The organism is Chryseobacterium sp. S90 (assembly GCF_047444895.1).
In the GTDB taxonomy this organism is placed as follows: domain Bacteria; phylum Bacteroidota; class Bacteroidia; order Flavobacteriales; family Weeksellaceae; genus Chryseobacterium.
The window spans coordinates 183,939-196,300 of the sequence record NZ_JBLGCX010000006.1 but is presented as its reverse complement, the minus strand read 5'-3'; the positions used below and the strand labels follow the sequence as shown (position 1 = coordinate 196,300).

At 36.1% G+C, this 12,362-nt stretch carries 10 protein-coding genes and 3 tRNA genes; 10 read left to right on the top strand and 3 right to left on the bottom strand.

Annotation, left to right across the window (positions count from 1 at the left end):
* The first annotated feature begins 48 nt into the window (after nt 1–48).
* Together mtaB and ACLMCG_RS16700 are read left to right on the top strand one after the other, a co-directional pair.
* Nucleotides 49–1,395 carry a tRNA (N(6)-L-threonylcarbamoyladenosine(37)-C(2))-methylthiotransferase MtaB gene (gene mtaB / locus ACLMCG_RS16705; RefSeq protein ID WP_413960315.1) on the top strand — a complete coding sequence of 449 codons (1,347 nt, stop codon included), beginning with the start codon at nt 49–51 and terminating at the stop codon, nt 1,393–1,395.
* 54 nt (nt 1,396–1,449) lie between these two features.
* A complete protein-coding gene (locus ACLMCG_RS16700; RefSeq protein ID WP_413960314.1) occupies nt 1,450–2,967 on the top strand; it encodes an FMN-binding glutamate synthase family protein in 1,518 nt (505 codons plus the stop codon).
* A gap of 63 nt (nt 2,968–3,030) precedes the next feature.
* Here ACLMCG_RS16700 and ACLMCG_RS16695 read toward each other — a convergent pair whose 3' ends face one another.
* Nucleotides 3,031–3,810 (bottom strand): hypothetical protein, encoded by a 780-nt coding sequence (locus ACLMCG_RS16695; RefSeq protein ID WP_223601145.1) that lies wholly within the window; start codon nt 3,808–3,810, stop codon nt 3,031–3,033.
* Nucleotides 3,811–3,865: 55 nt separating this feature from the next.
* Between ACLMCG_RS16695 and ACLMCG_RS16690 the strand changes: the two genes are divergently transcribed.
* Nucleotides 3,866–4,303: an RNA-binding S4 domain-containing protein gene (locus tag ACLMCG_RS16690; RefSeq protein ID WP_413960313.1), complete on the top strand. Its 438-nt coding sequence runs from the start codon at nt 3,866–3,868 to the stop codon at nt 4,301–4,303.
* Nucleotides 4,304–4,320: 17 nt separating this feature from the next.
* Here the strand turns inward: ACLMCG_RS16690 and ACLMCG_RS16685 are convergent, their stop codons facing one another.
* Nucleotides 4,321–4,836, bottom strand: a complete 516-nt coding sequence (locus ACLMCG_RS16685) for a shikimate kinase (protein WP_413960312.1) — start codon at nt 4,834–4,836, stop codon at nt 4,321–4,323.
* Nucleotides 4,837–4,951: 115 nt separating this feature from the next.
* On the opposite strand from ACLMCG_RS16685, the gene ACLMCG_RS16680 reads away from it, so the two are divergent.
* The 3 genes from ACLMCG_RS16680 to ACLMCG_RS16670 all read left to right on the top strand — a co-directional run bounded on the left by ACLMCG_RS16680 (nt 4,952) and on the right by ACLMCG_RS16670 (nt 5,271).
* Nucleotides 4,952–5,024 (top strand) — tRNA-Lys (locus ACLMCG_RS16680).
* A 36-nt stretch (nt 5,025–5,060) separates the two neighbouring features.
* Nucleotides 5,061–5,143 (top strand) — tRNA-Leu (locus tag ACLMCG_RS16675).
* A gap of 55 nt (nt 5,144–5,198) precedes the next feature.
* Nucleotides 5,199–5,271, top strand: a tRNA-Lys gene (locus ACLMCG_RS16670).
* A gap of 222 nt (nt 5,272–5,493) precedes the next feature.
* On the opposite strand, the gene panC is transcribed toward ACLMCG_RS16670, so the two are convergent.
* Nucleotides 5,494–6,342, bottom strand: coding sequence for a pantoate--beta-alanine ligase (gene panC, locus ACLMCG_RS16665; RefSeq protein WP_413960311.1), 849 nt, complete (start codon nt 6,340–6,342; stop codon nt 5,494–5,496).
* 171 nt (nt 6,343–6,513) lie between these two features.
* On the opposite strand from panC, the gene ACLMCG_RS16660 reads away from it, so the two are divergent.
* The 4 genes from ACLMCG_RS16660 to gldK all read left to right on the top strand — a co-directional run bounded on the left by ACLMCG_RS16660 (nt 6,514) and on the right by gldK (nt 12,360).
* The gene (locus ACLMCG_RS16660; RefSeq protein WP_149835216.1) at nt 6,514–7,284 is read left to right on the top strand and encodes a glycogen/starch synthase; all 771 of its coding nucleotides are present in this window, start codon (nt 6,514–6,516) and stop codon (nt 7,282–7,284) included.
* 13 nt (nt 7,285–7,297) lie between these two features.
* Nucleotides 7,298–8,935, top strand: coding sequence for a DUF4270 family protein (locus tag ACLMCG_RS16655; protein WP_413960310.1), 1,638 nt, complete (start codon nt 7,298–7,300; stop codon nt 8,933–8,935).
* A 38-nt stretch (nt 8,936–8,973) separates the two neighbouring features.
* A complete protein-coding gene (gene glmS, locus ACLMCG_RS16650) occupies nt 8,974–10,827 on the top strand; it encodes a glutamine--fructose-6-phosphate transaminase (isomerizing) (RefSeq protein ID WP_223601148.1) in 1,854 nt (617 codons plus the stop codon).
* Nucleotides 10,828–10,935: 108 nt separating this feature from the next.
* A complete protein-coding gene (gene gldK / locus ACLMCG_RS16645; RefSeq protein ID WP_223601149.1) occupies nt 10,936–12,360 on the top strand; it encodes a gliding motility lipoprotein GldK in 1,425 nt (474 codons plus the stop codon).
* Nucleotides 12,361–12,362 lie beyond the last annotated feature (2 nt).

The following is a 12,362-nucleotide window of genomic DNA, read 5'->3' as shown; positions in this document are numbered from 1 at the left end:
TCTTATTAAAATTACTATCTTTGCACCCATAAAATTCAGGAGTAACAAATGTCTACTTTTCATAGAACTGCCGCGTTTCATACACTTGGCTGCAAATTAAATTTTGCGGAAACATCTACTATTGCCCGTCAATTAACAGATGCAGGTTATGATAAGGTAAGTTTTGATGAAAAAGCAAACGTGTATGTTATCAATACATGTTCGGTGACAGAAAATGCTGACCGTGAGTGTAAACTGCATGTAAAAAGAGCCATGAAAGCCAATCCGGAAGGACTGGTTGTTATTGTTGGATGCTATGCACAATTGAAACCTGAAGAAATTTCCCAAATTGAAGGTGTTGATCTTGTTTTAGGAGCGAAAGAAAAATTCAATATTCTGAGCTACCTTGATGATTTGGAGAAATCTGAGAATGAAGGAGTAGTGCACTCATGTGAAATTGAAGAAACAGACTTCTTTATTGGAAGTTATTCTATTGGTGACAGAACCAGAGCTTTCCTGAAAGTACAGGATGGCTGTGACTATAAATGTACATACTGTACGATCCCGTTAGCAAGAGGAATTTCACGTTCTGATACTATTGAAAATGTTCTCAGAAACGCCACAGAAATTGCTGCAAAAGACATCAAAGAAATTGTTCTTACAGGTGTGAATATCGGTGATTATGGTAAAGGTGAATTCGGAAATAAAAGACACGAACATACTTTCCTTGATCTTATTTCGGAACTTGATAAAGTAGAAGGGATTGAAAGAATCCGTATATCTTCTATTGAACCTAACCTTTTGAAAGATGAAAGTATCGAACTGGTTTCTAAAAGTAAAAGCTTTGTTCCGCATTTTCATATCCCGTTACAGTCCGGAAGTGATGATCTCCTGAAAAAGATGAAACGCCGTTACCTGACAAAACTATACAATGACAGAGTCAACAAAATCCGCGAGGTAATGCCTGATGCGGCTATTGGTGTAGATGTTATTGTAGGTTTCCCAGGTGAAACAGAGGAGATATTTATGGAAACCTATAATTTCCTTAATGAACTTCCTATTACTTACCTTCACGTATTTACCTATTCTGAAAGAGAAAATACGGAAGCTGCTGCCATGGAAGGTGTTGTTCCGGTAGCTGAAAGAAAAAAACGTAATAAAATGCTTAGAATTCTATCTGAAAAGAAGAAAATGGCATTTTATCAGACACAACTTGGAAAATCGCTTCCAGTTCTTTGGGAGCACGAAAATAAAGACGGGAAAATGTTTGGCTTCACTGAAAACTATGTGAGAGTCCAGAAAGACTTTGATCCTGCATCCGTAAACCAAATCGAATTTCTAAATTTAGAAAAAATCCTGTCAGATGGCACGGTTTCTGTGCAATCTTCTTACCAAAATTTTTTAGCAAAAGCGTAGGCTCTTTGCTAAAATTCTACTAAATTTATTTTTAAACTTTTAAATACTACATTCATGAGAGATAAGTTTTTATCTTGGGGAATTGTATTAGTAATTGCTACATGGATTATAGCAATACTGATCAGAGCGCATTATTGGATACCAACGCTGTTATCCGCAATTTATGCATTAGGTGTATACAATGCTTACCAATCGAAACATGCTATTTTGAGGAACTTTCCTGTATTGGGATACTTCAGGTATTTTTTCGAGAGTATTTCACCTGAAATGCAGCAGTACTTTATTGAGAGGGAAACAGACGGGAAACCGTTTCCAAGAAATCAGCGTTCTGCAGTATACAGACGTGCAAAAAATTTAAGTGATACCGTAGCTTTCGGTACACAGCTGGAAGTTAATCACAGAAAATATGAAGGGATCAAGCATTCTATTTATGCAAAATCACCATCAGAAGAACTTCCGAGAGTATGGGTAGGAGGAGAACAATGTACACAACCTTACCACGCTTCATTATTTAATATCTCAGCCATGAGTTTCGGAGCATTGAGTGACAGAGCTCAGATCTCACTGAACAGAGGTGCCAAAAAAGGAAACTTTTATCACAATACAGGAGAAGGAGGAATTTCACCCCACCATATGGAAGGAGGGGATTTATGCTGGCAGATCGGAACAGGATACTTTGGATGTCGTGATGAAGAAGGAAAGTTCAATCCGGAGCTTTTTGAAAAATATTCAACTCTTCCTAATGTGAAAATGATTGAGATCAAACTATCACAAGGGGCAAAACCAGGGCATGGTGGAGTTCTACCGGGTGTAAAAAACACTCCGGAAATTGCAGCGATCCGTCACGTAACGCCTGGAATGACTGTTATTTCACCACCATCACATACCTCATTCTCTGATGCAGCAGGATTGCTGAGGTTTGTACAGCAGCTAAGAGAACTTTCAGGAGGAAAGCCTGTAGGATTCAAGCTTTGTATCGGAGATACCAAAGAATTTGAAGATATCTGCGTTCAAATGAATGTTTTGAAAATTTATCCGGACTTTATTACCATAGACGGAGCGGAAGGAGGAACAGGAGCTGCACCGCCGGAATTCTCAGATGGAGTAGGGATGCCATTGGAACCAGCTTTGATATTTGTCAACAGAACGCTTAATAACTATAATGTAAGACATAAACTAAGAGTGATTGCCAGCGGAAAAGTTCTTACCAGTCTGGATATTCTGAGAGCAATTTCGATGGGTGCAGATATGTGTAATAATGCAAGAGGATTTATGTTCTCTCTGGGATGTATTCAGGCGTTGAGATGTAATACAAACAACTGTCCTACAGGAGTTGCTACCCAAGATAAAATGCTTATTAAGGGGCTTGATGTGACGGATAAGGCAGAAAGAGTATATCACTTCCATAAAAACACGCTTCATACATGCAATGAACTGATTGCTGCTGCAGGAAGAAGTTCTTATGAAGAAGTAGATGCTACCATGTTTATGAGAGGAGATGAGTTTGACCACCTTGCAGATCTTTACTTCCCGGATATTTTAGGAAATGTGAAGCAGAAGGCAAGATCGTAATCCACATTAAGTATAACAAAAAACACCGTCATTAAGACGGTGTTTTTTATTGTATGAATATTTTTATTGTTGTTGTTCTGTTGTTTGTTTCTCACCACTTGGTCTGTCCTCTCTTCCATAAATCTGAAAGTTGAATACAAAAGATTTATTTCTGTAAGAAGTATTTAAGTAAGGATAATGAGGGTTTCTAGCAAAAGCAGCTCTGGAAGGAACAATAATTACTCCTTGTAAGTTATAAGGAGCCTCACTAGAAGGATTATTGAATGCTTTGAACTTTTGTAAAGCTTCTCTGAAACCAGGAATCTGGTAATATTTTGCTTTTTTTGCAGCATCAGTTGTACCAGCCTCTAATATTGATTTCTTTACATAATAAAACATTGGGTCGATAACAGGAATACCTGTTCCGTCAATGGTATTTAAAAACGCGGCTTTTGACGTGAATGATGTGTTTCCGTCAGAATTAACAGCCAGATAAGAGTAAGTTCTTCCCATGATTTTGATAATATCATCATCTTTGATTGTAGATTCATAAGGAGGAGTGGGGTTAGCAGGAGGTTGTGCTCCATTTCTGATAATATAGATAGTTCCTGAAGGAAGTGTTACGGGATTCAGTTCAGATAATTTTTTTTCATTATCATCCGCAGTATCCGTAGAACTGAAAGCTTTTATATTACCTTGTGCATCCAGATAATTTTCATCCATCAATTTTTTAATGGCTTGATCATCATATGTGTTTTGTGTTGTAATGTCTTCCGGCTCTACATAAGGTTCTGTCGTATCATCTTTTTTACAGGCGGAAAAACACAAAGATCCTGCAAGGATATATAAAAATATTTTTTTCATTTCAAAAAACTTTAATTACTTTACAAATAATATAACGGCAAAAGTATAAAAAAATATGAGAATAGATAAATTTTTATGGAGCATTCGTTTTTATAAGACGAGAAGTATTGCAGCAGAGGAGATTAAAAAGAACAGAGTTTCTATAGGAACGTCTGCCGTAAAGTCATCTAAAGAGGTAAAAGAAGGAGATACTATTAAAATCCGTAAGAATCAGATTGATTATAAAATAAAAGTAATTCAGATTCCTAAAAGCAGGATAGGAGCCAAATTGGTGCCTCTTCATATTCAGGACGTAACAGATAAAGAACAGTATGAACTGTTGAAACTTCGTAAAATGTCACAAGACTATTACAGAAACAAAGGAGAAGGAAGACCTACGAAGAAAGACAGAAGGGAAATGGATGATTATGTAGGTAACGACATTGATTCTGATTTTACAGACTGGGATGATTTCTTTGGAGAGACAGATAATGCGGAAGAAAACGAAGATTAATATAAAATAAAAAAGCTCTAGAGATAGAGCTTTTCTATTATTTCGTTGACAATATCTCCCGGTTCTCTGGAATCTGTACCTACAGTGAATTGCGCTTTACTGTAAAACTGATTTCTTTCAAATAAATGTTTAGCAATGAATTCCGGGAGGTCTTCATCAGATATATTGGCAATCAACGGCCTTTTTTCTTTCTGTTTTGAAAGCCTTTCAACCAATGTTCCTACAGAGCTTCTTAAAAAAACACTTTTGGAATTATGATTGATGATCTCCATATTATTGTAATAAACAGGAGTTCCTCCGCCAAGACTTAAAACTACATTTTCTTCCGAAGCCAATATCTCTTCCAGGGCCTCTCTTTCCAGCTTTCTAAAGTAAATCTCACCCTTCTTTTCAAAAATTTCCGGGATGGTTAATTTGTTTCTTCTGGAAATCTCTTTATCGAGATCAATCAATTTAAAATCGATTTTTTCGCTTAATATTTTGGAAATGTGAGATTTGCCACTCCCCATGTATCCGATCAATGAAATTACCATGAATTTTTTTTAAACAAATTTGCGAAAAAGTTTTGAGATAAAGAAAAAAGTCATATCTTTGCACCACTTAAAACAAGGGACATTACTTAAATGAAAACTTGATGAGTAAGTGACCGACTCGGTAGCTCAGCTGGTAGAGCAATACACTTTTAATGTATGGGTCCTGGGTTCGAATCCCAGCCGGGTCACAAGCAATAAAAATTACTGGATTTTGTAATTTTATTGCCTGCGTGGTGAAATTGGTAGACACGCCATCTTGAGGGGGTGGTTTCCTAAGGATGTGCTGGTTCGAGTCCAGTCGCAGGCACTGCAAAGAAAAATTTATAATTAATATTGAAATTTATTTCATTTTAATTGTGGCCGACTCGGTAGCTCAGCTGGTAGAGCAATACACTTTTAATGTATGGGTCCTGGGTTCGAATCCCAGCCGGGTCACAAGTTTACTGAAAAGTAAATTTTTTTCATATTAATATTTTGTGATTTGGTGTTTCAAAGGCTTCCTTCAGGAGGCCTTTGATTTTTTGTATTCTACGTAATAAATAAATTTAACAATACCAGACATATCTGAAATGATTGGGTTTTATTATAATAAATCAAAAAAACTCTGATGACAACATCAGAGTTTTTTTCTTATAAAAAATATGTTTTCTTGTCGTATTAATCTAAATGCATATTGTCAATTAATCTTACACCATCCACCACTACTACAATGAATGCTCTGAATTTTCTGTCTTTATAGAAGAAATCAGTTTCCTGTAAGGTGTTTTCATCAGCAATCAGGAAGTATTCCAGCTTCATTCCCTGCTGATTGTCAAAAATATCTGTTACCCTTTCTTTTATTTCTGGTATAGTAACGGTTCTGAACCAGTCATTTACTTTTTTTAAAGTCTCATAAATGACTTTAGAAGCTTCTTTTCGGTCTGCATGAAGTCTCTGGTTTCTTGAGCTTAATGCCAGTCCGTTTTCTGCTCTGTAGATTGGAACTCCTGATATCTTAACAGGAAGATGCTTTTTATCTACCATTTTTTTAATAATAGCAAGCTGCTGAAAGTCTTTTTCTCCAAAATAAGCATTGTCAGGCTGTATCTGTCTGAAAAGCTCTTCTACAACGGTTCCTACACCGTCAAAATGTCCAGGTCTGGATTTTCCTTCCATCTCATTTTCCAATCCATCAAAATCATAACGCTGGCTTTCAGTTTTCTCAGGGTAGATATCTGCTACCTCAGGGATGTAAACGGCATCTACAAGACCTGAAGTTTGAAGAATAAGAATATCTCTGTTAACATCTCTTGGGTATTTTTCAAGATCTTCAGAATTATTGAACTGGGTTGGATTTACAAAAATTGAAGAAATAACAAGGTCATTTTCTTTTCTTGCCTCTTCATACAGAGAAAGATGGCCCTTATGTAAAGCGCCCATCGTAGGTGCAAAGCCAATTCTTTTCCCCATTTCTTTCTGTCTTTCAATGAAATCCTGAAGGACTTTCCTGTTTTTTATAACTTCCATAGTTTATTTTAATGCTATTTCAAAAATACTAAAAATATCGCATAATAATATGCACTTTTAATAATTTGGAAAAGGGAATTTTCGTAAAAAAATGTTAATTAAAATAATGTTGGATGTTTTTTTGTAATTTTGCACATTAAAGCATTTTTACAAAAATTAGATAGAAAGTTTATGCCGAATCAAAAAATACTGTACATTACTACAGAGATGTATCCATATCAGGAAGATACAAATATGGCTGCAGTGGTAAACAAAATGGCACTTAAGATGCACCAAGAAGGCAATGATGTAAGAGTTTTTATGCCAAGATTTGGACAAATAAGTGAGAGGAAATTCCAGCTTCATGAGGTAATCCGTCTTTCAGGAATGAATATTATCATCAATGACCTGGACCAGCCTCTGATCATTAAAGTAGCGTCTCTTCCGGGGGAAAGACTTCAGGTTTACTTTATTGACAACGAAGAATACTTCAAAAGAAAACAATACTATTTTGACGATGAAGGAAATCCTTTCGAAGACAATGATGAAAGAGCGATTTTCTTTGCCAGAGGAGTTATTGAGACGATTAAGAAGCTAAACTGGGTGCCGGATATCATTCATTTAAATGGATGGATGGCTTCTTTTGTTCCAATTTATCTTAAAACTTACTACGAATCAGATACTTATTTCAAAGACGCGAAAATTGTACTTTCTCTGTATAATGAGAAGGATGCGGATTTGGATAAAAAGATCGACGAAAAACTACAGTTTGATAATATTTCAGGATTAAAAGCGTTAGATAACCCAACAATTAAAAGCTTTGTTATCGAAAGTATGAACTATGTAAACGCTGTTGTGAAAGGTGACGAGTTTCTGGATGAAGACCTGGATAAGGCTTTCAACGAAACTACTACCGAGAAGTCGGAATATCTTGACATAGATTCTATAAATCAACTTTATTAAAAACACATTTTTAATGACTCATAATCTTAAAAGGACCTTCGCCATGCTTTTATTGGCGATTTTCGGAAGTACAATCCTTTATAACTGTGAACCGGATCCAGATTCTCTTGGTGAACAGTTGTTCAATGATGATGCAGCACAAGGTAATGAAATTGCATATCCAGTTATCGCATACAATTATAGCAACAATGATTCAATCAGAAGTGATGCTGCCAGATTAATCAGCGGTGTGAGTGAATCTGGTGCGGCTTCATATGTTGGTGTTCTTGGAGCTTTTACTGAAAACCAGTTTGGAATGCAGAGAGCATCTTATGTTACTCAGCTGAGAATGCCGGTAGATAATTATGATTTTAACGGAGCGAATCCAAAAGTAGATTCAGTTGTTCTTGTAGTAAGACCACCAGCGAATACTACTGCAAGTACTTATTTCTTTGAAAGCGATTCATTAAAAACAAATACATTTGAGAAAAGCGATTTTCCGGTAGATGGAGTAGCTACAGCCGTTTCTATTGAGAGAAAAACATATCCTGTTCGTAAATACGGTAAAATAGGTGGTGCTTCAAAATCAATGAAAATCAATGTACATGAAGTTACTACGTTCTTAGATTCAAATGATGATACCTTTAAACGTTCCAATAAATCAATAAGCACTGGCGAATTGTTAGGATCAGGAGTGTTTGACGGTAACATTAATTCTATATCTATTACTAAGAAATCTGATAATTCAGTTGTGTTTACAGGGAATCTTGGTTTCAGAATGAAATTGAGCAATACAAACTTTTTCCAGACTCATATCCTTGATAAAAAAGGAAAGCCTGAACTTCAGGATGCTTCTAACTTTATCAGATATTTTAAAGGAATAAAAATTTCTGTGGATGAAACTGATAAATATCTTTATCAGTTCTCTCCTAATGATCTGCAGCTTATCATGTATTACAAATATGACAAAACAGATAACGGAACAACAACAAGACCACAAACAAATCTTGTTTTCAACTTAGGAGGTTCTAATGCTCATATCGGATTATATGAATACAGCAGAACTAACTCGTCTGTTGAAAAAGCATTGGCTGCAATTAATACTTCTGAAGGTGATGAAAAACTTTATGTTCAGGGAATGGGTGGTCCTTCTGTAGTAATGAAAATTAAGGATGAGACCATTGCAGACCTTAAGAAGATCTATGTTGAAAAGAAAGCAGGTATTTTAAGTGCTAAGATAAGAGTATATGTAGATCCTTTAAGCTGGAAGAATACCAACTCAACAGAAGATCGTAGATTTTCAATTCTAACCAATACATTAAATAGTAATGGTACTATTGATTTCTCAAAATTAGCTTATACTTCAGACTTGTCAACAGGGCTTGGGTTGTATAATTACAACAAGGATAAAGATTATTATGACATTGTAGTAACAAAAACAATCAAGGATCTTGTTGAAGATGTAAAAGATAGTGATGGGAACTTCATTAAGAATAAACCACTAATAATCAGTGCTGGAACATTTGCAGCAAATGCTACAGGAACCCTTTTAGGAGTTCGTAATACAACCAGAGCATTTGATATGAACAGAGTTATTCTTACAGGTATAGATAAAACGAATACCAATCCAAAGAGAATCCAGCTGATGGTGACTTATGGTACGAAAAAATAAAATACAATAAATACAAAATACACTAGACAAAATATAATATGTGCGGAATAGTAGGATATACAGGTTTTCAAGACGCTTACGAAATTGTAATTAATGGTCTTAGAAGATTAGAATATAGAGGGTATGACAGTGCCGGAATTGTTTTAGAAGGTTCAAACAATAAGCTTGAAGTAGAAAAAACAAAAGGCAAGGTTGAGGATTTGGTGAATATTTCGAAAGAATTAAAAGGGAAATATAAAATTGGAATGGGGCACACACGTTGGGCAACCCACGGAGTTCCAAGTGATAGAAATTCCCATCCGCACTTGTCAAACAATGGAAAAATAGCTATTGTACATAATGGTATTATCGAAAACTATGATACCATTAAAACAATGCTTACTGAAAAAGGCTTTACTTTCAAATCAGAAACAGATACTGAAGTATTGGTAAACCTTATTCAGTATTTTATGGATATTAATCCTGAAACGGATTTCCCGACTGCAGTAAGATATGCATTGAATGAAGTATACGGAGCTTATGCTATTACTGTACTTCACGAAGATTATCCTGGAGTATTGGTAGTAGGAAGGTTAGGTTCTCCTCTGGCTATTGGTATCGGAGAAAAAGAATATTTTATTGCCTCTGATGCTTCTCCTTTCGTAGAATTTACAAAAGAAGCCATCTACCTTGAAGAAGGACATATGGCAACAATCTCTCTTGAAAATGGAGTAGATATCAGAACCATCAATGATAACTCTAAAATTGAGCCGGAAATTCAGGAGCTTAAAATGAGCCTGGAGCAGATCGAAAAAGGTGGATACGAGCATTTCATGCTTAAAGAAATCTTTGAACAGCCTAAGTCTGTACACGATACAATGAGAGGGAGACTTCTTGTAGACGAAGGAGTGATCAAAATGGCAGGGATCTGGGATCACGTGGAGAGATTCAAAAATGCCAACAGAATCATCATTATTGCTTGTGGAACGTCTTGGCATGCAGGTCTTATCGGAGAGTATCTGATTGAAGAATATGCGAGAATTCCTGTTGAAGTAGAATATGCATCAGAATTCAGATACAGAAATCCAATCATTACGGATAAAGACGTAGTGATCGCAATTTCTCAGTCAGGAGAAACAGCTGATACAATGGCTGCTTTAAAACTGGCAAAAGAAAAAGGAGCATTTATATATGGTATATGTAATGTTGTAGATTCTTCAATTGCAAGAATTACAGATGCCGGTTCATATACACATGCTGGTCCAGAAATCGGGGTTGCTTCTACAAAAGCATTTACAGCACAGCTTACTATTCTTACTTTAATTGCATTTAAATTAGGAAAACACAACGGAAACTTAGGAAACGCTGAATTTATGAGCTTAATTGCTGAGCTTGATGCTATTCCTAAGAAAATTGAAGAAGTGCTGAGTACGACCCATGAGCTGACTCAAAATATTGCAAAAGATTTTGTAAAAGCTACAAACTTCCTTTATTTAGGAAGAGGATACAATTATCCGGCTGCCCTAGAGGGAGCATTAAAATTAAAAGAAATTTCTTACATCCATGCAGAAGGATACCCGGCTGCAGAAATGAAGCACGGTCCCATTGCCCTGATCGATGAAAATATGCCAATTGTAATTATAGCGCCTAAAAAAGGTCACTATGATAAAATTGTAAGTAATGTTCAGGAAATTAAAGCGAGAAAAGGAAAAATTATCGCTGTAGTGAATAAAGGAGACCGTCAGGTGAGTGAAATGGCAGATTATGTTATTGAAATCCCTGAAACTTCAGAATGTTTCTCACCAATCGTTGCTTCCGTACCTCTGCAACTGCTTGCTTATTATATTGCAGTATATAGAGGGGCAAACGTAGATCAACCGAGAAACCTTGCAAAATCTGTTACCGTGGAATAAAAAGTTGTTGTAAATAAAATAAATTTAGATTTCTTCCGTTATTTCAAAAAAAATCTTAAAAGTTTCTTAAAAAAATTATATATTTACGGCTTAATTATAAAAATTAACATGAAAAGGATATTTCTTTTATTATTGTCTGCGTCGGTAGCATCGGTATCTTGTTCAGGTGGTGGCAGCTCTTCTGTAGGGAAGCCAGGAACAAAAGGAGAATTGATACCAAGAGAAAAAACTAAATCATTTGTTGCGGAAAGACCATACGGAATGGTCGCAATTCCTGCAGGTTCATTTGTTGCTGGTTTAGCAGACCAGGATCCAACAAATACTCCTGAAAAAGCAGCATTGAAGACTGTTACTGTTTCTTCTTTCTTCATGGATGAAGCAGAAACTACCAACTCGGAGTACAGAGTATTTATCAACTATGTAAGAGACTCTATCGCGAGAACTTTACTTGCTGAAGCTGCCGGAGAAGGTGGTGATGAAGGCGGACGTAAAGGAGCTAGCATAGGGGATTATGCATACCTTGCTAAAAAAGAAGAAAATTTAACACCTTATCAAGAATATATGGAAGGCCAGGGTGGCCGGGAAGACGGAAGTTATGATGCCAGCAAAAGATTAGATTGGAAAATCCCTTTGCACTGGAGCACAACAAAATATCCGGATGTAGAATACGCAGAAGTTCTAGAATCTCTGTATCTACCTTCTTCTTCCAGAATTGGAAACGAAAGAATTTTAGATGTAAGCAAGCTTAAGTATACTTACCGTTGGGGAGATATGGATGCGGCAGTTGCAGATAACGAAAGAGGAGCTAACTACCTGAAAAGCGAAAGTATCGCGATCTATCCTGATACTACAGTTTGGGTAAAAGATTTCCACTTTGCTTACAATGAGCCATTGTTTGAACAGTACTTTTGGCACAAAGCTTATAAAGACTATCCTGTAGTAGGGGTAACCTGGGATCAGGCAAGGGCTTATTGTAACTTCAGATCTAAATTGAAATCTGATTACAACGAAAGTTTAAAAAGAAAAAAACAAAAACCATTAGTATTCCGTCTTCCAACAGAGACAGAATGGGAATATGCTGCCAGAGGAGGAATGCAGAATGCTACTTATCCTTGGGGTGGTCCATATTTAATGGATGACAGAGGTTGTTACCTTGCTAACTTCAAACCGAAGAGAGGTAACTATATGGAAGATGAGAAAAAAGGTACTTATACATATACAGCTCCAGTTAAGAAATTTAAGAAAAATGGGTTTGGGTTATTTGATATGGCTGGAAACGTTTCTGAATGGACATTATCTTCGTTTAACAATTCATCAGCTGGATTCACTTCTACATTAAATCCTTCTACTAAAGATAAAAAGGATACGAAGAAATCAGTAAGAGGTGGATCTTGGAAAGATATAGGATATGCACTAATGACAGGTGCTAGAGATTGGGAAAGAAAAGATTCCGCAAGAAGCTATATCGGATTTAGAACTGTACAGGATATTCCTGAAGCAGCTGTTAAGCCAAGAAGAGTTAACAGAAATTAATC

Excerpts from the sequence above, each read along its gene's own strand:
- ACLMCG_RS16685 (WP_413960312.1), bottom strand. The coding sequence starts at position 4,836 with ATGGTAATTTCATTGATCGGATACATGGGGAGTGGCAAATCTCACATT.
- gldK (WP_223601149.1), top strand. The coding sequence starts at position 10,936 with ATGAAAAGGATATTTCTTTTATTATTGTCTGCGTCGGTAGCATCGGTA.
- ACLMCG_RS16700 (WP_413960314.1), top strand. The coding sequence starts at position 1,450 with ATGAGAGATAAGTTTTTATCTTGGGGAATTGTATTAGTAATTGCTACA.
- ACLMCG_RS16660 (WP_149835216.1), top strand. The coding sequence starts at position 6,514 with ATGCCGAATCAAAAAATACTGTACATTACTACAGAGATGTATCCATAT.
- glmS (WP_223601148.1), top strand. The coding sequence starts at position 8,974 with ATGTGCGGAATAGTAGGATATACAGGTTTTCAAGACGCTTACGAAATT.
- ACLMCG_RS16655 (WP_413960310.1), top strand. The coding sequence starts at position 7,298 with ATGACTCATAATCTTAAAAGGACCTTCGCCATGCTTTTATTGGCGATT.
- ACLMCG_RS16690 (WP_413960313.1), top strand. The coding sequence starts at position 3,866 with ATGAGAATAGATAAATTTTTATGGAGCATTCGTTTTTATAAGACGAGA.
- panC (WP_413960311.1), bottom strand. The coding sequence starts at position 6,342 with ATGGAAGTTATAAAAAACAGGAAAGTCCTTCAGGATTTCATTGAAAGA.
- mtaB (WP_413960315.1), top strand. The coding sequence starts at position 49 with ATGTCTACTTTTCATAGAACTGCCGCGTTTCATACACTTGGCTGCAAA.
- ACLMCG_RS16695 (WP_223601145.1), bottom strand. The coding sequence starts at position 3,810 with ATGAAAAAAATATTTTTATATATCCTTGCAGGATCTTTGTGTTTTTCC.